General features: G+C 48.0%; 22 protein-coding genes, 1 tRNA gene, 1 pseudogene and 1 riboswitch. Of the genes and pseudogenes, 12 read left to right on the top strand and 12 right to left on the bottom strand.

Translation table 11 applies throughout. The features are described from left to right. The first annotated feature begins 321 nt into the window (after positions 1 to 321). A complete protein-coding gene (locus tag HMPREF2572_RS14990) occupies positions 322 to 1,422 on the top strand; it encodes a hypothetical protein (RefSeq protein ID WP_246827738.1) in 1,101 nt (366 codons plus the stop codon). Positions 1,423 to 1,512: 90 nt separating this feature from the next. Here HMPREF2572_RS14990 and lptB read toward each other — a convergent pair whose 3' ends face one another. The 5 genes from lptB to HMPREF2572_RS02140 form a co-directional block, all read right to left on the bottom strand. Continuing rightward, positions 1,513 to 2,247 (bottom strand): LPS export ABC transporter ATP-binding protein, encoded by a 735-nt coding sequence (gene lptB / locus HMPREF2572_RS02160; protein WP_003766063.1) that lies wholly within the window; start codon positions 2,245 to 2,247, stop codon positions 1,513 to 1,515. Positions 2,248 to 2,340: 93 nt separating this feature from the next. Further along, positions 2,341 to 2,871: a lipopolysaccharide transport periplasmic protein LptA gene (gene lptA / locus HMPREF2572_RS02155; protein ID WP_003766057.1), complete on the bottom strand. Its 531-nt coding sequence runs from the start codon at positions 2,869 to 2,871 to the stop codon at positions 2,341 to 2,343. Continuing rightward, positions 2,852 to 3,433, bottom strand: a complete 582-nt coding sequence (gene lptC / locus HMPREF2572_RS02150; protein ID WP_070495990.1) for an LPS export ABC transporter periplasmic protein LptC — start codon at positions 3,431 to 3,433, stop codon at positions 2,852 to 2,854. Before lptC ends, lptA begins: the two co-directional genes overlap by 20 nt. Further along, positions 3,430 to 3,966: a KdsC family phosphatase gene (locus tag HMPREF2572_RS02145; RefSeq protein ID WP_060975595.1), complete on the bottom strand. Its 537-nt coding sequence runs from the start codon at positions 3,964 to 3,966 to the stop codon at positions 3,430 to 3,432. Before HMPREF2572_RS02145 ends, lptC begins: the two co-directional genes overlap by 4 nt. Before the next feature lie 77 nt (positions 3,967 to 4,043). After that, positions 4,044 to 5,018 (bottom strand): KpsF/GutQ family sugar-phosphate isomerase, encoded by a 975-nt coding sequence (locus HMPREF2572_RS02140; protein ID WP_070495988.1) that lies wholly within the window; start codon positions 5,016 to 5,018, stop codon positions 4,044 to 4,046. 273 nt (positions 5,019 to 5,291) lie between these two features. Here HMPREF2572_RS02140 and tal point away from each other — a divergent pair, with 273 nt between their 5' ends. The 4 genes from tal to HMPREF2572_RS02120 all read left to right on the top strand — a co-directional run bounded on the left by tal (position 5,292) and on the right by HMPREF2572_RS02120 (position 9,075). Beyond that, complete coding sequence (gene tal, locus HMPREF2572_RS02135; RefSeq protein WP_070495986.1) at positions 5,292 to 6,347, top strand: transaldolase; 1,056 nt, start codon at positions 5,292 to 5,294, stop codon at positions 6,345 to 6,347. 889 nt (positions 6,348 to 7,236) lie between these two features. Then, positions 7,237 to 7,725 carry a pilin gene (locus HMPREF2572_RS02130; protein WP_070495984.1) on the top strand — a complete coding sequence of 163 codons (489 nt, stop codon included), beginning with the start codon at positions 7,237 to 7,239 and terminating at the stop codon, positions 7,723 to 7,725. A 122-nt stretch (positions 7,726 to 7,847) separates the two neighbouring features. Beyond that, positions 7,848 to 8,288 (top strand): pilin, encoded by a 441-nt coding sequence (locus tag HMPREF2572_RS02125; protein WP_070495982.1) that lies wholly within the window; start codon positions 7,848 to 7,850, stop codon positions 8,286 to 8,288. A gap of 292 nt (positions 8,289 to 8,580) precedes the next feature. After that, positions 8,581 to 9,075, top strand: coding sequence for an REP-associated tyrosine transposase (locus HMPREF2572_RS02120; protein WP_070495980.1), 495 nt, complete (start codon positions 8,581 to 8,583; stop codon positions 9,073 to 9,075). 361 nt (positions 9,076 to 9,436) lie between these two features. Here the strand turns inward: HMPREF2572_RS02120 and glnE are convergent, their stop codons facing one another. The 5 genes and pseudogenes from glnE to rplU form a co-directional block, all read right to left on the bottom strand. Further along, positions 9,437 to 12,127, bottom strand: coding sequence for a bifunctional [glutamate--ammonia ligase]-adenylyl-L-tyrosine phosphorylase/[glutamate--ammonia-ligase] adenylyltransferase (gene glnE, locus HMPREF2572_RS02115; RefSeq protein WP_070495978.1), 2,691 nt, complete (start codon positions 12,125 to 12,127; stop codon positions 9,437 to 9,439). Positions 12,128 to 12,314: 187 nt separating this feature from the next. Next, a pseudogene (locus HMPREF2572_RS14735) lies at positions 12,315 to 12,422 on the bottom strand (IS5/IS1182 family transposase); the annotation flags it as partial. Positions 12,423 to 12,485: 63 nt separating this feature from the next. Further along, positions 12,486 to 13,670: a 5-demethoxyubiquinol-8 5-hydroxylase UbiM gene (gene ubiM, locus HMPREF2572_RS02110; RefSeq protein ID WP_003757044.1), complete on the bottom strand. Its 1,185-nt coding sequence runs from the start codon at positions 13,668 to 13,670 to the stop codon at positions 12,486 to 12,488. Positions 13,671 to 14,242: 572 nt separating this feature from the next. Beyond that, positions 14,243 to 14,515 carry a 50S ribosomal protein L27 gene (gene rpmA, locus HMPREF2572_RS02105; protein ID WP_016686478.1) on the bottom strand — a complete coding sequence of 91 codons (273 nt, stop codon included), beginning with the start codon at positions 14,513 to 14,515 and terminating at the stop codon, positions 14,243 to 14,245. A gap of 25 nt (positions 14,516 to 14,540) precedes the next feature. After that, positions 14,541 to 14,849: a 50S ribosomal protein L21 gene (rplU, locus tag HMPREF2572_RS02100; protein WP_003763980.1), complete on the bottom strand. Its 309-nt coding sequence runs from the start codon at positions 14,847 to 14,849 to the stop codon at positions 14,541 to 14,543. A 260-nt stretch (positions 14,850 to 15,109) separates the two neighbouring features. Here rplU and HMPREF2572_RS02095 point away from each other — a divergent pair, with 260 nt between their 5' ends. From HMPREF2572_RS02095 to HMPREF2572_RS02085, 3 genes are all read left to right on the top strand, one after another. Further along, positions 15,110 to 16,084, top strand: coding sequence for a polyprenyl synthetase family protein (locus tag HMPREF2572_RS02095; protein ID WP_070495976.1), 975 nt, complete (start codon positions 15,110 to 15,112; stop codon positions 16,082 to 16,084). Between the two features lie 5 nt (positions 16,085 to 16,089). Next, positions 16,090 to 16,536, top strand: a complete 447-nt coding sequence (locus HMPREF2572_RS02090; protein WP_019271144.1) for a DUF441 domain-containing protein — start codon at positions 16,090 to 16,092, stop codon at positions 16,534 to 16,536. A gap of 4 nt (positions 16,537 to 16,540) precedes the next feature. Continuing rightward, positions 16,541 to 16,615, top strand: a tRNA-Arg gene (locus tag HMPREF2572_RS02085). Between the two features lie 88 nt (positions 16,616 to 16,703). Here the strand turns inward: HMPREF2572_RS02085 and HMPREF2572_RS02080 are convergent. Next, the gene (locus tag HMPREF2572_RS02080) at positions 16,704 to 17,387 is read right to left on the bottom strand and encodes a 7-cyano-7-deazaguanine/7-aminomethyl-7-deazaguanine transporter (protein WP_070495973.1); all 684 of its coding nucleotides are present in this window, start codon (positions 17,385 to 17,387) and stop codon (positions 16,704 to 16,706) included. 76 nt (positions 17,388 to 17,463) lie between these two features. After that, positions 17,464 to 17,937, bottom strand: coding sequence for a preQ(1) synthase (gene queF / locus HMPREF2572_RS02075; RefSeq protein WP_070495970.1), 474 nt, complete (start codon positions 17,935 to 17,937; stop codon positions 17,464 to 17,466). 4 nt (positions 17,938 to 17,941) lie between these two features. Then, a riboswitch (PreQ1 riboswitch) is annotated at positions 17,942 to 17,986 on the bottom strand. Positions 17,987 to 18,584: 598 nt separating this feature from the next. Here queF and HMPREF2572_RS02070 point away from each other — a divergent pair. From HMPREF2572_RS02070 to HMPREF2572_RS02055, 4 genes are all read left to right on the top strand, one after another. Beyond that, complete coding sequence (locus HMPREF2572_RS02070) at positions 18,585 to 19,079, top strand: MarR family transcriptional regulator (protein ID WP_003757030.1); 495 nt, start codon at positions 18,585 to 18,587, stop codon at positions 19,077 to 19,079. A gap of 52 nt (positions 19,080 to 19,131) precedes the next feature. Then, positions 19,132 to 20,532: an efflux transporter outer membrane subunit gene (locus HMPREF2572_RS02065; protein ID WP_070495968.1), complete on the top strand. Its 1,401-nt coding sequence runs from the start codon at positions 19,132 to 19,134 to the stop codon at positions 20,530 to 20,532. A 347-nt stretch (positions 20,533 to 20,879) separates the two neighbouring features. Then, complete coding sequence (locus HMPREF2572_RS02060) at positions 20,880 to 22,070, top strand: HlyD/EmrA/EmrK family protein (protein WP_070495965.1); 1,191 nt, start codon at positions 20,880 to 20,882, stop codon at positions 22,068 to 22,070. A 222-nt stretch (positions 22,071 to 22,292) separates the two neighbouring features. Then, a complete protein-coding gene (locus HMPREF2572_RS02055; protein ID WP_070495963.1) occupies positions 22,293 to 23,819 on the top strand; it encodes a DHA2 family efflux MFS transporter permease subunit in 1,527 nt (508 codons plus the stop codon). The last annotated feature ends 36 nt before the right edge of the window (positions 23,820 to 23,855 follow it).

The raw sequence follows: 23,855 nt of genomic DNA, 5'->3' as shown, positions 1-23,855 counted from the left end.
CAGACGACCTCTTTTACCCAACATTATCGTGGACAAAGCCCACGCTACAATGTACACCGATGGGGCAAAGGTCGTCTGAAAACGGGAGGAGCAATTTTTGCCGAAACCTCCGCCGTCATTCCCGCGTAGGCGGGAATCCATAAGTTTGAGGTCGCGGCAGCCTTGAAATATTCCTGAAATACCAAGGTCTGGATTCCCGCCTGCGCGGGAATGACGGCATTAAAGAATCGGCAGCTTGTAAATAGGTCGTTCAAACAAGTGATTCGGTTCTTATCTTTGAATCCGAAAAGATTAATTAGTAAAAATTAGGAAAGGGAAAAAATGGGATTTTTTAGTGAATTGCGTGATGATTTGGCACATGTTGAAAGAAAAATTGACCAAATTAAGGTTGATCAGGATAAATCGGGACTTTCACGCTGGAAGCCTGAGCAGTATGAATTGATTTCGGTAGTGGCTTTTTCAATGTTTGATGAGCCTGAGTTATGGGAAGAGAGATGTTCGTTCAATATCCATGAACAAGGTGATAAATTTAAGAAAAATATTAAATCTTTCATTAATAATTTTTCAGATGCAACAATTGAATATCTCTATTTTTCTATGGTGCGGTTTTTAGTTGAACTTGATCTGAGTTATGGTCCAGGTGGAATTAATTTTTTTGAACCAGGTAAATTATCGAAAGAAATTACAAATTTGAAAGAAAAGGTGATTTTTAATTCAAAAGAGGGATATTCAAGACAATTCAACTATATTTTTTATCAAATGCCGATAGATATACTGTGTTCTTACATGGGCAACAAGGGCTTTAAGACATTCCTTGAATTTGATGAAAGAAGAAACGCCTTAGAAGAATCGATTCAACAATATCAGAATGAAGTCAACGAAAAAGTAGTTGAAGTTCAACAAAGAATAGCTGATGTAGATAAACTTAAGGAAAAATTAGACGAATACAAAACAGCATTTAATTTTGTCGGTTTATCCCAAGGATTTGAAAATCTATTAAAACAAAAAAATCAGGCAAAATGGCTGACGTTTGCAGTGTTGATATTTTTATCGATTATCACGCTTGCTCCATTATGTTTCAGTTTCTATAAAAAATTCATTGCAAATGTAGATATTTCATGGCAATCCATGCTACCGATTATCGGCTTGGAATTTGTTTTAATCTATTTCTTCAGAGTGGTTTTAACTCATTACCATTCGATACAGACTCAAATCATGCAGTTGGAACTGCGGCAGTCGTTGTGCCAATTTATCCAAAGCTATGCGGAGTACGCGAAAAAAATCAAAACTGATGATAAAGACGCGCTGGAAAAATTCGAAAACCTGATTTTCAGCAGCATTCTGTCCAGTCCGGATAAAGTGCCGAGTACATTTGACGGTATGGAAGGGTTAACGTCTTTGTTGAAAGAATTGAAGAAATAAAATTAAAGGCCGTCTGAAAACCTTTTCAGACGACCTTTCTGATGCTTTGTTATTTTAAAACCGCACAATTTATTGTGCGGTTTGTCATTATCAATATTTGAAGTTTTCGCCGAGATAGACGGAGCGGACTTGTTCGTTGTTGACCAAGTCGTCCGGCTTGCCGGAGGCGAGGACGGTGCCGTCGCTGATGATGTAGGCTCTGTCGCAGATGCTGAGGGTTTCGCGTACGTTGTGGTCGGTAATGAGTACGCCGATGCCACGCGATTTGAGGAAGTCGATGATTTTTTGGATGTCGATGACGGCGATGGGGTCAACGCCGGCGAAGGGTTCGTCCAGGAGGATGAAGCGAGGCTGCATGGCGAGTACGCGGGCGATTTCGACGCGTCGGCGTTCGCCGCCGGACAGGGATGGGGCGGGGTTGTGGCGCAGGTGGCCGATGTTGAGGTCGGCAAGCAGTTTTTCGACTTCACCGTCGATGCGGCTTTTGTCTTTGGTGCTGATTTCTAAAATGGCGCGGATGTTTTGTTCGACGGTCATTTTGCGGAAAATCGAGGCTTCTTGGGGCAGGTAGCCGACGCCGAGGCGGGCGCGTTCGTGTATGGGCAGGTGGCGCAGTTCTTGTCCGTCGAGGGTAACGCTGCCTGCGTCGGCGGCGATGAGTCCGACAATCATGTAGAAGCTGGTGGTTTTGCCCGCACCGTTGGGGCCGAGCAGGCCGATGACTTCGCCGCTTTCGATTTCGAGGGAGAAGCTTTTGACGACTTGGCGTTTTTTGAAACTTTTTTGCAGGTTTTGAACGACGAGGCGGCTGGTGTTTTCGCTCATAAATGACTCTTGGTTCGGAGGTCGTCTGAAAATGTTGTTTGGGGTTTTTGCTGCGTTGGTTTTCAGACGACCTTTTGTGTTGTCAGATATTGGTTATTTGGTTTTTTGGGTGCTGGACGGCTGGATGACGACGCTGACCCTGCCGGATTTGGCGGCGGATTTGGCACCTGATTTGGAGCTGCCGTTGATGGTATAGACTTCGGTTTTGGTGTTGTAGGTGATGACTGCGCCTTCGGCTACATCGCCGCCGCGTTGGACTTTGGCGTTACCGGTCAGGGTAACGAGGTTGATGGCGGAGGAGTAGGTTACGTTGTTGGCTTGTCCGTTAACCGTGCCTTTGTTGTCGTCGAGCGTCTGGCTGAAGCGGACGGGCGAGCCGCTGGCTTTCATAAATTGTTCGCCTTTGTCGTTGCGGGAGACGTTGACGCTGCCGGCGCGGATGTTGAGCGTGCCTTGTTTGATGATGACGTTGCCGGTGAAGGTGGTGCTTTGGTTGTTTTGGTCGAGCGAGCCTTGGTCGGCTTCAATCTGTATCGGCTGCTTGCTGTCGCTTTGCAGGGCGTAGGCGGGGGCGGTGGCGAAAAATGCGGTTAAAACACATGCCTTACATATTTTTTGTATCATAAATCGTGGCTTTCACTCTGGATGGGAAGTTCAACAAACCTTTTTTGTGGTCATACGTCAGACCTTCGGCGTTGCCGCTCGATTCGCCGTATTGGAAGGTAACGGGCGTGTCGGTTTGGGCGTATTGCGATTCGGTGTCGACGTGCAGGAGATCGGTTTTGACGACGCCCGCCTGCCGCTTGGCATCGGCGGCTTTGGTCAGGACGACGTTGTGTTTGAACAGGAGTTGTTTGGTTTGGGTGTTGTATACGGCTTCGTCGCTGCCGACGTCGTAAAGCCGGCTGCCTTCTTGGAAGAAGACGAGGTGCGGCAGCTCGAAATGTACGTCGGTGCTTTCGGGAAATTGTTTCGCCCCTCTTGCGCTCAGATGTTCTTTCAGACGACCTTGTTCGTCAAACCGCCGCCCGTCTATGCCGCCCATCGTATATTGCGGCTGGTTGGGGTTGAGTTTGACTTCTTCAATGTCGATTTCGCTGATGCGCCCCAACCATGCCGACAATCCGCCAAGCGCGACCGCCAGTACCAAAGGGAATGCGATTCCGTACCGCCATCTTACTTTCATTTGATGTACTCGTTCAAAGCCGCGCCCAGCGTACCTTTCGCGCGCATAATCAGGTCGCACACTTCGCGCACCGCGCCTGCGCCGCCCGCATGTTTCGTAATATAGGCGGCGTGTTGCAGCGCAAACCAATGCGCGTCAGGCACGGCAACCGGCAATCCGCAGCGCACCATCACCGGCAAATCGACCACGTCGTCGCCGACAAAGGCGCACTCGCCTTCTTCTACGCCCGCTTTCGCACGCAATTCTTCATAGGCGGCACGTTTGTCCGAAATGCCTTTGAAGTAGTAATTTATGCCCAACTGTTTGACGCGGATGCCGACGGAGGGCGCGTCCCGACCTGTGATAACCGCAGTCTGCACGCCGCTTGCCTGAAGCATCTTCAAGCCGTGTCCGTCCAGCGTGTGGAAAGATTTGATTTCTTCGCCGTTGTCGCGGATAAAGATGCGGCCGTCGGTCAAAACGCCGTCCACATCCAATATCAGCAGCTTGATATGCGCCGCGCGCTGTTGCAGCTCGGGGTCTAAAGTTTGCATAGTGTTTCCTTGCGGATTGCCAAGTTTCAGACGACCTATTCTAACATAAAGGTCGTCTGAAAAAGGTTAGCCCGCCTTTACACAATCCGCGCCATCAGTAAATCGTGCATGTTCAGCGCACCGGTCAGCACGCCGTCGGCATCGGTTACCAAAAGCCCGTTGACATGGTTTGCCTGCATGACTTTCAGGGCTTCGGTGGCGAGGCGTTCGGCGGGAATGGTTTTGGGGGAGGGATGCATGATTTCATCGACGGTCAGCCCGTCAAAGCGGTCGCGCTGTTGGAACAGGCGGCGCAAATCGCCGTCGGTGAACACGCCTTTCAGACGACCTTGTTCGTCCGTTACCGCCAGCATGCCCAAGCCTTTTTCGCTCATGCTGACGATGGCTTCTTTTAATGGCGTGCCGAGTCGGACGGCGGGCAGAGCGTTGTCTTTGTGCATGATGTCCGCAACGCGCAAAAGCAGGCGTTTGCCGAGGCTGCCGGCAGGGTGGCTCAAGGCGAAGTCGTCGGGCGTGAACGCGCGGGCGCGCAGCAGGACGACCGCCAACGCATCGCCCAAAGCCATGACGGCGGTGGTGCTGGTGGTTGGTGCAAGACCCAGCGGGCAGGCTTCTTTGGAAACCGACGCTGTGATGTGGATGTCGGCGTGGCGCGCCATGGTCGAGTCGGGGCGGGCGGTAATGCAGATGAGGGGGATGTTTTTGCGTTTGAGCGCGGGAATAATGGCGGCGATTTCGTCGCTTTCGCCGGAATTGGAAATTGCGACGACGACGTCGTTGTCCACAATCATGCCCAAGTCGCCGTGTGCCGCTTCCGCAGGATGGACGAAAAACGCGGGTGTGCCGGTTGAAGCCATGGTCGCCGCTATTTTGCGCCCGATGTGTCCCGACTTGCCCATACCCGTGATGACAACCCTGCCTTTGCAGTGCAACAGCGCGTCTGCCGCGTGGACGAATTGTTCGTCCAATTCCGCCGCAATTTCGCGCAAGCCTTCCGCTTCGGTGTGCAACACTTCGCGCGCCCAATCGAGATATTGACCGTTTCCTGCCATAAATGAATGCCTTTTTGTGTTCGTTTTATAGTGGATTAACTTTAAACCAGTACGGCGTTGCCTCGCCTTGTCGTACTATCTGGATTTTGGGGAATTTTGCAAAGGTCTCTATCTGTACTATCTGCGGCTTCGTCGCCTTGTCCTGATTTAAAGTTAATCCACTATATATCGTTTTGGACATTGTTAAATGCCCTAATAATCTATCCAAATTTTCCGAATAGGGGTAGCATTACCGCCTGCTTCGCAAATAACCTATATTTAAAGGAATCAGAGATGACTATTTTATCGGACGTTAAAGCATTAGGACAACAAATCTGGCTGGACAACCTTTCCCGCTCGCTCGTACAAAGCGGCGAATTGGCGCAAATGCTGAAACAAGGCGTGTGCGGCGTCACTTCCAATCCCGCCATCTTCCAAAAAGCCTTCGCCGGCGACGCGCTTTACGCCGATGAAGTCGCCGCCCTCAAACAACAAGACCTCAGCCCCAAACAACGCTACGAAACCATGGCGATTGCCGACGTACAGGCAGCCTGCGACGTTTGCCTTGCCGAACACGAATCCACCGGCGGCAAAACCGGTTTCGTCAGCCTCGAAGTTTCCCCCGAGCTTGCCAAAGACGCGCAAGGCACGGTAGAAGAAGCCCGCCGCCTTCACGCCGCCATCGCGCGTAAAAACGCCATGATTAAAGTTCCCGCCACCAACGCAGGCATCGAAGCACTCGAAACCCTCATCGCCGACGGCATCAGCGTGAACCTGACCCTGCTGTTCTCACGCGCCCAAACCCTCAAAGCCTACGCAGCCTACGCGCGCGGCATCGCCAAACGCTTGGCAGCCGGACAAAGCGTTGCCCATATCCAAGCCGTCGCCAGCTTCTTCATCTCCCGCGTGGACGGCGCGCTGGACGCAACACTGCCCGACCACCTCAAAGGCAAAATCGCCATCGCCCTTGCCAAAGCCGCCTACCAAGACTGGGCGCAATACTTCGGCAGCCCCGAATTTGCTGCGCTGGAAGCCAAAGGCGCAAACCGCGTGCAGCTCTTGTGGGCATCCACAGGCGTCAAAAACCCCGCCTATCCCGACACGCTCTACGTTGACAGCCTGATCGGCGCACACACCGTCAATACCGTCCCCGACGCCACCCTCAAAGCCTTCATCGACCACGGCACAGCCAAAGCCACGCTGACCGAAGGAATCGACGAAGCACAAGCGCAGCTTGCCGAAACCGCCGCACTCGGCATAGACGTAGAAACACTCGCCAACCGCTTGCAGGAAGACGGTTTGAAACAATTTGAAGAAGCCTTCGACAAACTACTCACCCCGCTTGTCTGATGGTCAAAACTCAAGCCAGCCTTAGCAACCCGATTCCTGTGCTTTATCTATAAACGAACTCAAAAGGTCGTCTGAAAACCTCAATTCGAGATTTTCAGACGACCTTTTGCCGTTTCCATCATCTATATATAGATTCAAATCAATATAGATTCAAATCAAGACCACGCAGCATCATTGTCATTGTTTCAATGCAGGCAGAATCTGCCAAAAATAATGTGCAAAATCGAAAAAGGGCAGGACGGGTATCCCTATCGATTATCCCCTTTTTAAAAGAGGCTTCGAGCGCCGAAAATAGTCATTTAAAATTAAATTAATTTCCATAAATTTCTATTATGAATTACCGCTTATCCTAAATAAATACCGAATATCAAAATATCATATTAAAAATATCTTATAAATCAATATATTAAAAATATCTAAATTTTAAGAATACCGTTTATCTAAAAAATAATACCGCTTGTCTAAATATTCAAATATTATTAAAAACGGCTTTCAAAAGTGACGAAACACGGCACGTGACACAAAACGTCTTCTTCACTTCCCCCAAAAAAATCAAAAAATGACAAAACACGTCATATCGCAGAAACAATCCCACGTCATAAAAAAGCCAAAATCTGCCCGAAAAATCCTTTAAAACAAATTTAAACCTATTAAAAACATAAAATTACAAAATATTTGCACAAAAAACCCAAAAAAATCCAAGCTTGGCACATCCCCTGCTTGATACATTACGTCCGGCAAGGAAATGAAGCAACGAAGTCCGAACCGGGAAGCTGTATATTCCTTCTACTTGATGGTTTTACTCATAAAACAAGAGAGCCAAACACATTACGGTTTTTTAACAACAAACATTTTTATTCACAACACTTTTTAAACTGGAGTTTATTAAATGAAAGCAATCCAAAAAGGTTTCACCCTGATCGAATTGATGATCGTTGTAGCAATTATCGGTATCCTGGCCGCTATCGCCCTGCCTATGTACGGCGACTACACTGCCCGTGCACAAGCAACTGAAGGCTACGAACTCTTGGGCGGTATGAAAACGCCTTTGGTTGAGGCAGTGGCTGCAACTAGTAACGATGTAGCTTGTAACGGTACTGCTGCTGCTGGTACTGCTGCTGCTACTGACCCAGCTTGGTTTAAATCTGCTGTCCTCTCTGGTAAATATGTTGCTGGTGTAACAGCTGCACATGATGGTCAAAATGAAGCCGCTACTTGTACGCTGACTGCTACTTTTAAAGCGGCATCAGCTGGTGTCAACGATAAAGTGGCTGGAAAAACCATTTCTATGAAATTGACTCCTGCAACAGGAGCATGGGAATGCGATACTACCTTGGGTGATAACGTAGCACCTGCTGCTTGCCGCAAAAAATCTTAATCCGTAAACTCGGATTGAACAGAAAAGCCCGTATTCAAACGGGCTTTTCTACAATCATTGTCAAATAACTCAAATCGGTTAAATCGATTACTTCTCAAACACACTTCATCAAAGGCTGTCGTATGAAACAACAAGGTTTTACCATCACCGAACTGATGATTGTCGTCGCCATTCTCGGCATACTTGCCGCCATTGCCCTGCCGTTGTTCGGCAACTATACCGCCAAGGCGCAGGCAACTGAAGGGCATGAAATCCTTGCCGGTCTGAAAAGCCCGCTGGTCGAGGCTATTTCTACCGAGGGTATCAATGCCTGTGATACCACCAAACCTTGGTTTACCTCCAGCGTGCATACAGGCAACTTCGTCAATGACGTCGCATTACAGAAAAATACTACTCAATGCCTGCTGACCGTTACTTTCAAAAGCGGTGGCGTAAACGACAAAATCACCAATAAAAAAATTAATATCCGCTATACCGTAGGAACTGGGGTATGGGAATGCGGCACGAATGTGGACAAAGAATTACGCACCGCTTCATGCCAAGGCGATCTGTTGTCGCTGTAATTAAAGACGTAGTCGGATACTTGTATCCGACAAAAAATCGATTTTCGGGAATGATTGGAATGTCGGATTCGAGAATCCGACCTACATGGATTGTTCGGTTTCAATGTAATCGGATACCTGTATCCGACAAAAAAGTCTATGTTCACACCTTGCCAAAATTCGGGAATGATTGGAATGTCGGATTCGAGAATCCGACCTACATGGATTGTTCGGTTTCGACGTAGGTCGGATACTGGTATCCGACAAAAATCTTTCTGAAAAACAAAAAACTTAATTGAAAAAAAGGGAATTCATGCGATACCGACGCTTTTATCAAACGGGGGGTACTTACTTTTTTACGGTGGTTACTGATAAACGACAAAAAATCCTAACTGATGAAACGGTGCGTTCAGCTTTGCGGCAGGCGGTGATGACGGTTCGGGAGCGGTATCCGTTTGAAATTGAGGCATGGGTGCTGATGCCCGACCATTTACATACGATTTGGCGTCTTCCTGAAAATGATGCCGCTTATTCGGAACGTTGGCGGCAAATTAAACGGTACAGCCAATATTTGATCGGTAATGAATGCAGGCTTTGGCAAAAAAGGTTTTGGGAGCATACCATTCGTGATGAAACAGACTTTCTTCATCATTTCAATTATCTACATTTTAATCCTATAAAACATGGCTATGTCGATCAGGTTTCCGATTGGCCTTTTTCTACTTTTCACCGTTATGTCAAACAGGGGATTTACCCAAAGCATTGGGGTGGAAGCAATGTCGATTTCAGCATTAAATATGATGAGTAGGTCGGATACTTGTATCCGACAAACATTTCATGTTTTTGCTGCTTTTAATGATGAGGGGATGTTTGAAAATGTCGGATTCGAGAATCCGACCTACATGTATTTTACAAATTAATTATGGACAAACGGTGGGTAAAGATACCTGCCCAAAAGGTCGTCTGAAAAGTGTTTTCAGACGACCTTTTGTCTTGATGGCGTAGATGGTGGCGTCGATTTTGCCCACGATAATGGCAGGTAAAAGAGGTTGTCTGAAATTTTGGGTGTGGTTCGTTGGCAGAGCCCACGCTACGGGTTCGGTGTGATTCGCGGGTAGATACGCGCTACGCGGTGGATGGTTTAATCCCCCCCCTTTGTAACATCCGCTTTACCCGAACTTCGCCTCCTCCCCAAACACTTCCCGCCACAATTTCCTGACATTGCCGTAATGTACCAGCAATTCGTCGGTTACTTCGGTTTTTTCCGCGTCGCGCAGTTTGGTGTTGTGCTGTTGCTGGCGGTAGAAGCGGTAGGCGGTGCGGCTTTGTTCGGCGAGGGTTTTGTCGATGAGGCCGCAGTCGGCGGCGATGTTCAAGAGGGCGATGTTGCCGTAGTTGTCGAGGAGTTGCGGATACCGGCGGGCATGGGCAAGGATGAGGTATTGGACGATAAATTCGACGTCGACCACGCCGCCACGTGCGTATTTGACGTTGCTGTCAACCGGCGGGTGGGTGGGGAACATTTTTTCGCGCATTTCGATGATTTCGCCTGCCAAGGCGGTTTGGTCGCGTTCGGCGGTGAGGATTTCGGTGCGGATGCGGTCGAAGGCCGTCTGAATTTCGGGTGTGCCGCAGATGAAGCGGGCGCGGGTGAGGGACTGGTGTTCCCATGTCCATGCGTTTTCGCGCTGGTATTTTTTGAAGGCGGTGATGCTGTGGGCGAGGAAGCCGGCGTCGCCGTTGGGGCGCAGGCGCAGGTCGGTTTCGTAGAGGCTGCCTGCGCCGGTGGCGGCGGAAAGCCAGTTGGTCAGGCGGCGGGCGAGGCGGCTGTATACGTCGCCTGCGTCGGGATGGGGATCGTCGTAGAGGTAGACGAGGTCGAGGTCCGAGGCGTAGCCGAGTTCTTTGCCGCCGAGTTTGCCGTAGCCGACGATGGCGAATTGCGGGGTGTCGCGGTGTTTTTTAGGCATGTCCGCCCACGCGCACGGCAGGGCGGCGGCGAGGATGGTGTCGGCGAGGGCGGAGAGTTGGTCGGAGAGGGATTCTACCGTCCACAGTCCGGCGAGGTCTTGGACGGCGAGGCGGAAGACTTGGGCGTGCTGGAAGCGGCGCAGGGTGTCCATTTGCGCTTCAGTGTCGCCGCCGCACGCTTTGAGGTCGTCTGAAAGGGCGGCGGCGAGGGCTTGCCAGTCGAACGCGGTATCCAAAAGCTGTGCGCTGATGAGTTCGTCCAGCAGAATCGGATATTTGCTCAGATACGCCGCCACCCATGAGCTTTGGCTCATAATCTCTGCCAGTTGCGCCAGGGTTTGCGGATGTTCGTTGAGGAAGGCGAGATAGGCGGAACGGCGGCTGATGTTTTCGAGGAAGTCAAACAGCCGCATCAGCGTATCGGTCGGATTGGGTTGCGCTGCCGCCGCCTGTACGAACTGCGGCACAATGGCGTCAAAACGCGGCTGGGCGTGTGCGGAGAGGTGGCGGTATTTATGGCCGTACCGGATTTGGTCGAGCCTTGCGGTGATGGTTTCGGCATCGAACCCGTGTTCTTTCAGACGGCCTTGCCGCTCTTCTTCGTCGGGCTTGTCCTGCCATGCCCATTGCCATTCGCTGTTGTCTTGCGTTTGCTCTTCGGGTTCGCTCAAAATTTCGTTGAACAACTGATTCACCTTGGCGCGATGGGCGTTGAGGTCGTCTGAAAAGGCGGCGTAGTTGTCGAAACCCATGCTTTCGGCGAGCAGTTGCTGCTGTTCGGGCGAAGCGGGCAGGGTTTGGGTTTGCTGGTCGTCCCAGTATTGCAGGCGGTGTTCGACGTCGCGCAGGAAGCGGTAGGCGGCAAGCAGGGTTTCGACGTTTTCAGACGGCATGATGCCCAGCTCGGCAAGTTTCTTCAGCGTTTCCTGCGTGCCTTTCAGTTGCAGCGCGCGCATTTGTCCGCCGCGTATCATTTGGAAAATCTGGGCGATAAATTCGACTTCGCGGATGCCGCCCGCGCCGAGTTTGATGTTGTCCGCCATGCCTTTTTTGCTGACTTCGCTGCGGATTTGGCGGTGCAGGTTGCGCATCGCTTCATACGCGCTGTAATCCAGATATTTGCGGAACACGAAGGGGCGCACCAGCGATTTGATGTCGTTCGGATACGGCGTGACCACGCGGCCTTTGCACCATGCGTAGCGTTCCCATTCGCGCCCCTGCGTAATCAGGTATTGCTCCAGCGCGGTTTCGCTCAATACCAGCGCGCCCGAATCGCCGTCCGGCCGCAGCCGCATATCGACGCGGAACACTTGCCCGTCGGCGGTAATGTCGTTCAGCAGCGCAATCAGTTTTTGCCCGACTTTGGTGAAAAACTCCTGATTGCCCCGTTCGCGCCTGCCGTCGGTGTCGCCCGATTCGGGATAGACGAAAATCAAATCGATGTCGGAAGACACGTTCAACTCATAGCCGCCCGCCTTGCCCATCGCCACCACGCTCAAATGCTGCGGCGATTTGGTATAACGCCCGATCGGCGTGCCGTACATGTCCCGATAATAGGCGTAGGCAAAATCCAGCGCGGTATTGACGGCAAAATCGGCAAACAGCGTAATCGTGCGGGTAACTTCGTTCAAATCGCTGATGCGATTTATATCGCGCACGATAATCTGCGACACGACATAACGGCGCAACTCGCGCAACTGCCGCGCCAATTCTTCCTCGTTTTCTTCCGCGCGGATTTTGTCCCAGTCGGCAAAGGCTTGGAAATCCGCTTCGGTCAAAACTCTATCCAGCATGGGCAGGAAAATTTCGGGCTTGAGTTTGCCGTTGTCGAGCTGGCGGGCAAGGAACAGGGAATGGCGGCGGGCGGTGTCGAGGCGTTTATCGGACATTTCGAATTCCGTTTGGAAGGATGGCGGGAATGTGATAGTGGATTAACTTTAAATCAGGACAGGGCGAAGCAATGCTGTCTTGGTTTAAAGTCAAGCCACTATATCATAGCAATCTTGGAGGTCGTCTGAAACTGCAGAACTCAGGCGTATGAGCGGGTGTGTGTTTTACGGCATGGGAAGTTTGTTATAGTGGATTAACTTTAAACCAGTACGGCGTTGCCTCGCCTTGCCGTACTATCTGTACTGTCTGCGGCTTCGTTGGCTTGTCCTGATTTAAATTTAATCCACTATATTTGATTGGATGTTAAAAGGTCGTCTGAAAAACGTTTCAGACGACCTTTTGATGTGTTTAAACGGATTAGCCGGTCAGTTGTTTGGTAATCAGTTTTTTCAACGGCGGGAAGTTGTTGCTGGCGCGCAATACCAAGCCGCGCAAGATTTTGGCGGGCGCGGTTTCATTGGTAAAGAGTTTGAGCAGCATATTGGTGCCGTGGTAAATCGGCTGGGCATGGAGCATATGCTTGGTGCTGTATTTTTCCAGCAGGCTGGCGGCGCCGATGTCTTGACCGCGTTGTTCCGCTTCGAGAACCAGTTTTGCCAAGAGGTCCGCGCTGGATAGACCTAAGTTGAAACCGTGTGCGGTAACAGGGTGCATGCCTACGGCGGCGTCGCCGATTAAGGCGCTGCGTTTGCCATAGAAACGTTGGGCAATCATGCCGACCAAGGGGTAGTTGTGAATGGTGCTGACCAATTCCATGTCGCCCAAACGGCCTTTGAGCTGCTCTTTGACGCTGGCAGCCAATTCTTCGGGAGACATTTTTTTGATGGTGTCTGCTTTGTCGCTATCGACGGTAATGACTGTGTTGGTCAGATGTTCTTCCAAGGGCAGCAGGGCGATGGTGCGGCCGTAGTGGAAGCATTCGTAAGCGGTATGCTGGTTGGACAGGGTATGCTTCATGCGGCAGACAAACATGGTGCGGCTGTAATCGTGCATATCGGAGGAAATGCCCAGTTGCCGGCGGGTTTGGGAAAAGCGGCTGTCTGCTGCCAAGAGTAGGCGGCCGCTCAAAACTTCGCCGTTTTCCAAGATGACTTGGGCTTCGTCTTCGGAGGTTTTGACTTCTTTAACGCCCGTACCGGTCAGGATGGTAACGTTTTCCAGTTTGGATACGACTTCATAAGCGGCTTTGCGGATATTGTGGTTTGAAATCAGATAGCCTAAGCAGTCGGCAGGTTCGCCGCGCGCTTGGGTCGGTTGCGGGAAGTGGAGTTGGTAATCGGACTGCCCGTTCAAGACTTTTGCATCGCGCAAGGGGTAAATTTCGTCTTTTGGAATCAAATCCCACATGCCCAAGCGTTGCATAATTTCGCGGGACAGGTGGGTCAATGCGATTTCACGCCCGTCATAAGGTGGATTTTGTAAAATTTCTAAAGGGCTTTTTTCAATCAGGGTGATTTTTAAACCGCTACCGGCCAGTTCTGCGGCAAAACTCAATCCGGCAGGTCCTGCGCCGACGACAAGAATATCGCTGTGTAAGCTCATGAGGCATCCTTTTTGTTAAAGGGGTACGGATAATTTCAGACGACCTTAAGTTTACTGTGTTTGAATGAGATAAGGGTAATCTGCATTGAGTAATTGATTATAGCAAAAGTATCGATTGAGTAATTCAAAGATTTATATTGTGAATGATTTTTTACGCTGCACTTAATGTAAGTCAATGGTGGCAATGTGTTGCGTATTATGAAGTGTTTAAAAATCAGTAAGTAGCTGCTATATGGATTTGCTTTTCTTTTATAGTGGATTAACTTTAAATCAGCACGGCGTTGCCTCGCCTTGTCCTGATTTAAAGTTAATCCACTATACTCTGGGGTGTGGGAAGGGGCGTGATGGCAAAGGGGTCGTCTGAAATTTTGCGGTAGAGTGGTTTTTGCATCAATGCGGTGTTCTTGTTTTGTTGAGTTGATTGTATGGTTTGCAGTTTTGTTGTCTTACACTGCTTGAATTTGAATTGGTAATGGCAAAATTATTTACGACCAATATTCGAAACCGAATACAAACAAAAAAGCTGTATTTCTTAAGAAATACAGCTTTTTCAATATCACGATAAACTCGGATTATTCTTCAGAACCGGTGTAAGGACGGATGCTGACCGTTTTACGGTTCAGCGCGCCTTTGGTTTTGAATTCAACATAACCGTCAACTTTGGCGAACAAAGTGTGGTCTTTGCCCATGCCTACGTTGTCGCCGGCGTGGAATTTGGTACCGCGTTGGCGGACGATGATGGAACCTGCCGGAATCAGCTCGCTGCCGTAGGCTTTTACGCCCAGACGTTTGGCTTCTGAATCGCGACCATTGCGGGTGCTACCGCCTGCTTTTTTACTTGCCATTTGTAATACTCCTAAGTTTCAAAAATTAGGCGATTGCCACGATTTCGATTTGGGTGAAATTTTGGCGATGGCCTTGGCGTTTTTGGTAGTGTTTACGGCGGCGCATTTTGAAAATGCGTACTTTCTCGCCGCGACCATGTGCTACTACTTTAGCTGTTACTTTTGCGCCTTCGATAAAAGGAGCACCAACTTTTACAGATTCGCCGTCAGCAATCATCAAAACTTCGGTCAGTTCGATTTGGCTGTCGAGTTCGGCTGGTATCTGTTCTACTTTCAATTTTTCGCCAACGGCAACTTTATATTGTTTGCCGCCGGTTTTTACGACCGCGTACATACTCAACTCCATGAGAATTATGGTTAATATCCCGCACACCATTGTGCGAAACACGGCATTCTATTGCTATTTGCCTGTTTTGTCAAAGTTTATTTCGTTTATAGGGGTAAGGTCGTCTGAAAGATGTGTCAAACGGGCTTTGCTGCTATAATCGCGCGCTGGATTGCCGATATTTTTATACGGCAATATTATTTCCGCCTTATACCTAACCCATTATTTATACGGCACACCTGCTTCATTTTGCTGACTGAGAATGTGTTATGCTCGAAAACCTGCCTTATTTCCAACGTCATTTGCCTGAAGACCTTTCGCGGGTCAACGAGGTAATCAACCAAGCGGTTCAGTCTGATGTCGCGCTGATTTCGCAAATCGGTACTTATATTATCAGTGCCGGCGGTAAGCGTCTGCGTCCGATTATGACGATTTTGGCAGGTAAGTCGGTCGGTTATGATGGAGATAAGCTGTATGCTTTGGCGGCAATGGTGGAATTTATCCACACTTCGACCCTGCTGCACGATGATGTGGTCGACGAAAGCGATTTGCGCCGCGGACGCGAAACGGCGAATAATCTGTTCGGCAACGCGGCGGCGGTGTTGGTCGGCGACTTTTTATATACGCGCGCTTTCCAATTGATGGTTGATTCCGGCAGTATGCGCATTTTGGAAGTCATGGCGGATGCAACCAATATTATTGCCGAAGGTGAGGTCATGCAGCTGATGAACATCGGCAATACCGACATCACCGAAGCACAATATGTTCAAGTGATTCAATATAAAACGGCAAAATTGTTTGAAGCGGCCGCGCAGGTTGGTGCGATTTTGGGCAATGCCGCCCCCGAGCATGAACAGGCTCTGAAAGATTACGGCATGTATGTCGGTACGGCGTTCCAAATTATTGATGATGTTTTGGATTATTCGGGTGAAACCAAAGAAATCGGTAAAAACGTCGGCGATGATTTGGCAGAAGGCAAACCGACTTTGCCGCTGATTTATCTGATGCGCAACGGCTCGAAACCAGTGGCGGACGATGTGCGCCACGCTTTGGAAAATGCGGACCGCAGCAGTTTCCAAAAAATCCATGATTATGTTGTCCATTCCGACGCGCTGACTTATTCGATTTCTGAAGCACGAAAAGCCGTTGAGCAAGCCGTGGCTTCTTTGGCGGTATTGCCCGACAGTGAAGTCAAACAGGCGATGATTCAGTTGGCCGAGGAATCATTGGCACGGATTTCTTAAATCCGATGAATTTCAATTTCGTCCCGATGTTTCTGGTGACGCTGATTTTTCTCGGCGTCGTCAGCAACAACAACTCCATTACGATTTCGGCAGCAATTTTGCTTTTAATGCAACAGACTGCTTTGTCGCAGTATATTCCTTTCATGGAAAAACACGGCTTGCATTTTGGGATTATTTTGCTGACAATCGGGGTTTTAAGTCCGCTGGTTTCAGGGAAGGTTCAAATTCCACCGCTGTCGGAGTTTGTCAATTTTAAAATGATTGCCGCCGTATTAATCGGCATCCTTGTCGCTTGGCTGGCAGGACGAGGCGTACCGCTGATGAGCGAACAACCTGTTTTGGTAACAGGTCTTTTGATCGGTACGGTTATCGGTGTGGCGTTTATGGGCGGCATTCCAGTCGGTCCGCTGATTGCCGCAGGATTATTATCATTTATAGCAGGAAAAGTTTAACACGCTCGCCATAGTTCAACGGATAGAACGTATGCCTCCTAAGCGTAAAATACAGGTTCGATTCCTGTTGGCGAGGCCAGAAAATACAAAGAGGTCGTCTGAAATTTTCAGACGACCTCTTTGTATTTTCTATGAACGGGAATCGTAAATCGTTCTGTCGGACTGCATCAAGATTCTTGTACCGGCAGCATCTGTTTTTGCGGATGTTGGGTGTGCAGAGTTGTCAGCTTCTTCGTCAAGATATTCAAAATCACGCCGTAGGCAGGTAGGAAGAAGAGGGTGCAGATGGTGAGTTTGAACAGATAATCGACAAAAGCGATGCCCTGCCAGTTTGCCGCCATAAACTCATCGCTGCTTGCGTAGAAGGCAATGGCGAAAAATACCAACGTATCCAGGGCGTTGCCGATGACGGTTGATGCGGTCGGGGCAATCCACCACGCTTTCAGACGACGTAATTTGTTGAACACAAAAATATCAAGGATTTGTCCGAGTGCGTAAGCGGCAAAGCTGGCTAAGGCGATGCGTCCGACAAAGGTGTTGAATTCGGACAGCGCGCCTAAGCCTGTCCAACTGCCATCGTGGAACAAAACGGAAAAGATGTAGGAAAGCAAAAGGGCGGGGAACATGACCCAAAAGATAATCCGCCGTGCCAAGTGCGAACCGAAAATGCGGACGGTCAGGTCGGTGGCAAGGAAGATGAAGGGGAAGGAAAACGCGCCCCAAGTGGTGTGGATGCCGAAAATTTGGAAGGGAAACTGCACCAGATAGTTGCTGGCGGCGATGATGAGGATATGGAAAAGCACCAGCCAGAAGAGCGCCTTCTGTTGTTGCGCTGTTGTAAATTCGTACATGGAAATCTTTCGGAAAGGCTTTCAGACGACCTTCTCATGAAAAAGGTCGTCTGAAAATGTGTAAAAAGGGGATGGATCATTGGCTGTCGTGTTCAAACAGGCGTTTGCGTGCCAATGCTTCAAACTCGGTACCGGCTTTGCCGTAATTGGCAAAGGGATGAATGGCGATGCCGCCGCGCGGTGTGAACGCTCCGAAAACTTCGATGTATTTCGGATCCATCAGTGCGATCAGGTCTTTCATGATGATGTTGACGCAGTCTTCATGGAAATCGCCGTGGTTGCGGAAGCTGAAGAGGTAGAGTTTCAGGGATTTGCTTTCCACCATTTTGATGCGTGGGATGTAGCGGATGTAGATGGTGGCAAAGTCGGGCTGCCCGGTCATGGGGCAGAGGCTGGTGAATTCGGGACAGACGAACTTGACGAAATAGTCGTTGTCGGGATGTTTGTTGTCGAATGCTTCGAGAATTTCGGGAGCGTATCCGGTCGGATATTGGGTTTTTTGATTGCCCAAAAGCGAGATGCCTTGCAGCTCTTCGGTATTGCGGGACATGAGGGTTTCCTTAGTTTTTTAATGTGGGAGGTTTTCGAACCACGAAAGGCGGATTGTAATATAAGGGGAACTATGTTTGTGATTTTTTTGATAATTATTTAGCGGTTGAACGCTGGGCTGGAAATGCGAAAAAATGATAGGAGGGTGCGGATGTTTTGATGTGGCGGTAATGCCTTTGCAAAGCAATGCGGATTGAATTTAAACTGATTTTTAAATTTATGATTTTTCTGGTTAATTTTTTTGCATTAATCGTAAAAGTTAAAATTTTTTTGAAGTGTTTTCAGTAGTATCTCAAAAGTCATGTTTTGAGTTATAGAACTAAGGAGAAGCGCCATCTCTCTAATAAATTATGGGGTTTTCAATATAAACAATAAATTAAGTTGTCGGTAACCACAAATCTATCCTTTCAGAATGCTGATTTTGTAGAGTAAGAATTCGGAATTACATACAAATTAGATGACTTATGCATAAAAAACGCCACTTGTTATCTTCTCGAACCGATTGTCAGATTTTCATTCGGAAAATAATCAGTTGAATTAGTATAGCGGCATTGAATAAGTATTTGGTATTTTGAAGCAAATGAGATTGTCATTTTATTCTGATTTGCAGCATAAACAGCCAATAAATTTAAGAAGAGGATATTTATAATGAGTTTTTCACAAACCGACTTGGTCAACGCGCTGCGCCAACTTTCCGATCGCTTGCCTGAATTTTCAGAACAACAGGTAAGAACAGGACGTCTGTTACGAGTAACAACCGAACGTTTAAGCAGTCATCTCAATGAGAATTTGAAAACTTTCGGTATCAATGAAAATTTGTGGTTTGCTTTGATGGCAGTTTATGTCAGCCCTAAAAGCGAAATCCTTCCTTCGCGTTTGAGCGACTTGATGGATTTGACGCGTACCAGTGCAACCCGTCTTTCCGATGAGATGGTTGAGCGCGGGTGGGTAGGTCGTCATATCAATCAGCAAGACCGCCGCCAGATTGTGTTAAAATTGACACAGGAAGGTGAGTCTTTTATCCAACAAGTATGGCCGCAGATTTCCAGTAAGAGCGGGGAAGCTTGGGAAGATTTTACCAATGAGGATTATACCCAGTTGCAAAATCTGTTGGGCAAGCTGTTGAACCGTTTGGACAGCTGATCTGATGCAGTAAGAATTGTGGCAGGGATAAAAGTAAAAAACGGAGTCTGCCATGAAATCAAATATTGCCAAACGGGGCATCTGCATTATTGCAGTATCTGTACTTGCAGCTTGTGCGCAGTTTGGTACACAAGCACCGTTGGAAGAACCAACGGTGTATTCTTTGCCCGATGGTAAATCGGCATCCCTCATTCAAGACGGATGGTGGTTGCAATTAAAAGATAACAAACTGAATCAATTGATTGCACAAGCTATCCAAACATCAACGGATTTGCGTATTGCCAAGGCGCGTTTCGAGCAAGCACAAGCGCAGCTGGGAATAACCGAAGCCGCCGGCAAAACGCAAATCGGTATGTCTGCAAGCGGGTTTGGGATGTATGTTGCACCCAAACCCGCATCTTCCCGTATTGATACCGACCATACATTATTATTGGCAAACGCTGCAGTGCAGGGAAGCTGGACATTCGATTTTTGGGGAAAAAACCGTGAGCAGATTGCAGCGGTTTTGGGGCGTCGTCAGGCAATTTTGTATGAAGCCCATCAGGCACGGATTGAGTTGGCGAATGCGGTGGCCAAGCAATATTTTATTTGGCAGGCTTTGAATGAGCGGCAAGCTCTTGTGCAAGAGCGTATCAAACTATCAGAGAAAATGCAGCAATTGGCCTCTCGCAGAATCCATGCAAACCTGATGCCTGCACAATCATTGTATCCCATTGAGTTGGCGCATCAGCAACTTCAGTTGGAAAAAACGTCATTAGAACAACAGATTGCTAAAGTCCGACATGCTTTGGCGGTATTAAGCGGTAACGTGCCGGGAGCACTTTCCGAGCAAGAACCCAGTCGGATGGGTGTGGTTCCTGTTGTACCTGTGAATAAAATCCATGCTGATTTGTTAGCAGCCCGACCGGATATCGCGGCACAAAAATCATTATTGGAATCTAAGCTGCATACGGTTAAATCTACTGAGGCAGAGTTTTATCCCAATATTGAGTTAAAAGCCTTGGCGGGTCTTGGACATATTGATGCGTTCAATGTGGTCAGAGGTAAAACATCAGGCATGCTGGGTATAGTGCCTGCTATCAATCTTCCTATTTTCACTTCTGGAGCATTGCAGTCAAAATTGGCAGGTAAACGTGCAGAATATAATGAGCAGGTGGCTGTGTACGATCAAACGGTTTTAAATGCGATGCGTTCTGCTGCTGATGCTGTTGTAGATTACCAAAGCCTACAAAGTAAGCAGGCCACTTGGGATAAAATGCTGAAAATATCCGAGAAGTCGGTTAAAAATGCGCAAGGTCGGGTGAGGGCAGGATTGGATAACGGTCTTAGCGCATTGCAAAAACAAGATGATATGTTGCAGGTAAAAATGCAATTGGTGCAGTATCAATCTGAACGGTTGATTGCGTGGAGTAATCTGAATGCCCAGTTGGGCGGTGGGTTTAGACCGCAATAGAAGGTTTTCAGACGACCTCTTCCCTTTTACCAAGTCAGTTGGCGATATTTTGAATATACATTTAATATTTAAATGTATGTGTTCAGAATATCGCCAATTGCTTTTTGATTGTCAGGAATCGGTATTGCTTGGATGGCTTTGAAATGATTGCTTGCGCCTAATGGTAAAAGGGGATATCCAAATGGTTTTTAAATATGATTGTTACTTGATTGAGTAACGATGCGGCTATAAAATGCACCTCTGTATGTATTTTTCAGTATTGTCTATTCTATTAAAATCAAAGAGATATTAGTAGGGTGGGGTAAATAAGGAAAATAGTCTGTAATTACTCGGGTTAAAATGAAATCATGGATGCGAATCTGGAAAATAATGAACAATTACGCAATTTAGGGACAAAAAGTTCAAGGGTGGGGCGTAAGCGCGGACGTAATTTAGCAGTTATCACACTGCTTTTTATTTTGATTGCAGTCGGTGTGGCTCTTGCGTATTTCTTATTTTGGCAATACGAGGAAGAGACTGAAGATGCTTATGTTGCGGGCCATCTGGTGCAAATTACCCCTCAAGTCACCGGTACGGTAAGAAAGGTGATGTATGACGATACTGATGTGGTCAAAAAAGGGGATGTCTTAGTTGCGTTAGATGACAGCGATTTTCAGCTGGCTTACGAGCGTGCTCAAAATGAATTGATTCAGGCAATTCGTCAGAATAAACAACAAACTGCGGTTAACTCGAAAGCAAAAGCGCAAGTTCTGTTGCGAAAAGCCGAATTGGCAAAGGCTCAGGCAGATTTGCGCCGACGTGAAGCTTTATCGGGAACGGATGCGATTTCAGGTGAGGAGTTGAGTCATGCCCGCGCTGCTGTGGTTCAAGCCCAGGCAGCATTGAAGGCAGTAGAGGCGGAAGAAACTTCTGCACAAGCAGTTTTGGGCAATAATATTCCTCTGCGTCAACAACCTGCGGTGCAAACAGCCATCAGCCATATTAAGGATGCATGGTTGAACCTGCAACGTACTCAAATTCGCGCGCCGATGAATGGACAGGTTGCCAAACGAAATGTCCAAGTGGGTCAGCGTATTGCCCAAGGCTCTCCAATGATGGCTGTGGTTCCTTTGAGTAATCTTTGGGTGGATGCTAACTTTAAAGAATCGCAACTGCGTCAAATGAAAATTGGCCAACCTGTTGAAATGACTGCTGATTTATATGGAAATAAAGTGGTTTATCATGGCAGGGTGATGGGTTTGTCTGCGGGTACGGGCAGTGCATTCTCCCTTTTACCACCTCAAAATGCGACGGGGAACTGGATTAAGGTTGTACAACGTGTTCCGGTCCGCATCAGTTTGGATGTGAAAGAGTTGCAGGCAAATCCGCTGCGTGTCGGTTTATCTATGAAAGTAAAGGTTGATATTTCAGGTGCCGGTTCAGGAAAAAATATGACGGCGGTTGCTGATAAAAATGTAGAATCACCGGAAACCGAAAGTGTGGATTGGGCTGCTGCCGATGCGTTGATCGATAAGATTTTTGAGAAATACGCTAAGTAAAAAATGTTTTCAGACGACCTTTCATGTGTTGAATTGCTGAATGTGGTTCTTTGATAGCGAATAGATATCAAAGTACATGAGGAAGCAAATTTGTGATGGATTATACAAGGCAGCACTTTGGTTATGATGATATGAATGTTCATCAAAGAGGTCGTCTGAAAAGAGATGTGTATCTAAGCGCAATCACTGTGCAATATATTGAATGAATAATAGCGAAGAAATATGAATTATCCTCCATTGCAGGGTGTTAGGCTGATGCTGGTTACGTTGGCGCTCAGCCTTGCCGTTTTTATGGAAGTCTTGGATACCACGATTGCCAACGTTGCAGTACCGGTAATTGCCGGGGACTTGGCGGCGGCGACTACTCAGGGTACTTGGGTTATTACGTCATTTGCCGTGGCGAATGCGATTTCAGTGCCGCTAACCGGATTTATGGCAAAACGGTTTGGCGAAGTAAAACTGTTTATCGCCTCCGTAGTGGGATTTGTTTTGCTGTCGTGGTTGTGCGGCATTGCACCCAATCTTCAGGCTTTGGTGATCTTCAGGGTTTTACAAGGCTTTGTAGCCGGGCCGTTGATTCCGCTGTCACAAAGTCTGTTAATGGCATCGTATCCTCCTGAAAAACGGACATTGGCTTTGGCATTGTGGGCAATGACCGTTGTCGTCGCGCCCGTTTTAGGTCCTATTCTCGGCGGTTGGATTTCGGATAATTGGCATTGGGGTTGGATTTTCTTCATCAACATCCCTATCGGTATTATTTCTGCACTTATTGTGTGGCAGCAATTGAGGGATAGGGAAACGGAAGTGGTTAAGACGCCGGTAGATTACATCGGTTTAGTATTGATGGTGGTTGGCGTCGGTGCACTGCAAATGATGCTTGATAGAGGTAAAGAGTTAGACTGGTTTGCCTCTGGAGAGATTATCGTTTTAGGCGTAGTGGCATTGGTATGTCTGACGTATTTTGTGGTTTGGGAGCTTGGTGAAAAATACCCGATTGTCGATTTCTCTTTGTTTGGCAACAGAAATTTTACGATAGGTGTACTGGCGACTTCATTGGGCTTTATGGTTTACATGGGTACGCTGACGCTGTTGCCGCTGGTGTTGCAGTCTAATCTTGGTTATACGGCAACATGGGCGGGTTTGGCGGCTGCGCCGGTGGGCTTTCTTCCTATCTTGTTATCCCCGATTATAGGTAGATTCGGCAACCGCATTGACATGCGTCTTCTTGTTACCGCAAGTTTCTTGATGTTTGCTTTTACTTTCTATTGGCGTACTGATTTTTATGCCGGAATGAATATGAGCAATGTTGTTTGGCCCCAATTCTGGCAAGGCTTGGGTGTGTCCATGTTTTTCCTTCCTTTGACCAGTATTACGTTGTCTCATATCAAATCCGATCAGATTGCATCTGCAAGTAGCCTGTCTAATTTCTTGCGCGTCTTCATGGGGGGTGTGGGCGTATCCATAGTCAGTACCATGTGGGAGCGGAGAGAAGCTTTGCATCATACGCAACTGAGTGAACAGATTAATCCATATTCGAGTTTGACTGTTCAAACAGTTCATGAAATGACGCAACGAGGATTGAGTGAACAGCAGGTTCTGAAAAATATTTCTGATGTCATCACGCAGCAAGGCTTTATTATGGGATCGAATGAGATTTTCTTGGCTGGTAGTATCTTGTTTATTGTTATGATTTCCATAATTTGGTTTGCCAAGCCGCCATTCAATGGAAGTTCATCAGCAGGGCATTGAATATCAAAAAGGTCGTCTGAAAATTTTCAGACGACC

This window comes from Neisseria sp. HMSC064E01, from assembly GCF_001808875.1.
GTDB lineage: Bacteria > Pseudomonadota > Gammaproteobacteria > Burkholderiales > Neisseriaceae > Neisseria > Neisseria sicca_A.
The sequence above is the reverse complement of the archived record's forward strand: the minus strand, read 5'-3'. Positions and strand labels throughout refer to the sequence as shown.

Coding starts and splice junctions, on each gene's coding strand:
- ubiM (WP_003757044.1), bottom strand. CDS start 13,670: ATGAGCTTACACAGCGATATTCTTGTCGTCGGCGCAGGACCTGCCGGA.
- HMPREF2572_RS02090 (WP_019271144.1), top strand. CDS start 16,090: ATGAATTTCAATTTCGTCCCGATGTTTCTGGTGACGCTGATTTTTCTC.
- tal (WP_070495986.1), top strand. CDS start 5,292: ATGACTATTTTATCGGACGTTAAAGCATTAGGACAACAAATCTGGCTG.
- HMPREF2572_RS14990 (WP_246827738.1), top strand. CDS start 322: ATGGGATTTTTTAGTGAATTGCGTGATGATTTGGCACATGTTGAAAGA.
- lptA (WP_003766057.1), bottom strand. CDS start 2,871: ATGATACAAAAAATATGTAAGGCATGTGTTTTAACCGCATTTTTCGCC.
- HMPREF2572_RS02080 (WP_070495973.1), bottom strand. CDS start 17,387: ATGTACGAATTTACAACAGCGCAACAACAGAAGGCGCTCTTCTGGCTG.
- queF (WP_070495970.1), bottom strand. CDS start 17,937: ATGTCCCGCAATACCGAAGAGCTGCAAGGCATCTCGCTTTTGGGCAAT.
- HMPREF2572_RS02145 (WP_060975595.1), bottom strand. CDS start 3,966: ATGCAAACTTTAGACCCCGAGCTGCAACAGCGCGCGGCGCATATCAAG.
- rpmA (WP_016686478.1), bottom strand. CDS start 14,515: ATGGCAAGTAAAAAAGCAGGCGGTAGCACCCGCAATGGTCGCGATTCA.
- lptC (WP_070495990.1), bottom strand. CDS start 3,433: ATGAAAGTAAGATGGCGGTACGGAATCGCATTCCCTTTGGTACTGGCG.
- HMPREF2572_RS02070 (WP_003757030.1), top strand. CDS start 18,585: ATGAGTTTTTCACAAACCGACTTGGTCAACGCGCTGCGCCAACTTTCC.
- HMPREF2572_RS02125 (WP_070495982.1), top strand. CDS start 7,848: ATGAAACAACAAGGTTTTACCATCACCGAACTGATGATTGTCGTCGCC.
- glnE (WP_070495978.1), bottom strand. CDS start 12,127: ATGTCCGATAAACGCCTCGACACCGCCCGCCGCCATTCCCTGTTCCTT.
- HMPREF2572_RS02065 (WP_070495968.1), top strand. CDS start 19,132: ATGAAATCAAATATTGCCAAACGGGGCATCTGCATTATTGCAGTATCT.
- HMPREF2572_RS02120 (WP_070495980.1), top strand. CDS start 8,581: ATGCGATACCGACGCTTTTATCAAACGGGGGGTACTTACTTTTTTACG.
- HMPREF2572_RS02060 (WP_070495965.1), top strand. CDS start 20,880: ATGGATGCGAATCTGGAAAATAATGAACAATTACGCAATTTAGGGACA.
- lptB (WP_003766063.1), bottom strand. CDS start 2,247: ATGAGCGAAAACACCAGCCGCCTCGTCGTTCAAAACCTGCAAAAAAGT.
- rplU (WP_003763980.1), bottom strand. CDS start 14,849: ATGTACGCGGTCGTAAAAACCGGCGGCAAACAATATAAAGTTGCCGTT.
- HMPREF2572_RS02055 (WP_070495963.1), top strand. CDS start 22,293: ATGAATTATCCTCCATTGCAGGGTGTTAGGCTGATGCTGGTTACGTTG.
- HMPREF2572_RS02095 (WP_070495976.1), top strand. CDS start 15,110: ATGCTCGAAAACCTGCCTTATTTCCAACGTCATTTGCCTGAAGACCTT.
- HMPREF2572_RS02130 (WP_070495984.1), top strand. CDS start 7,237: ATGAAAGCAATCCAAAAAGGTTTCACCCTGATCGAATTGATGATCGTT.
- HMPREF2572_RS02140 (WP_070495988.1), bottom strand. CDS start 5,018: ATGGCAGGAAACGGTCAATATCTCGATTGGGCGCGCGAAGTGTTGCAC.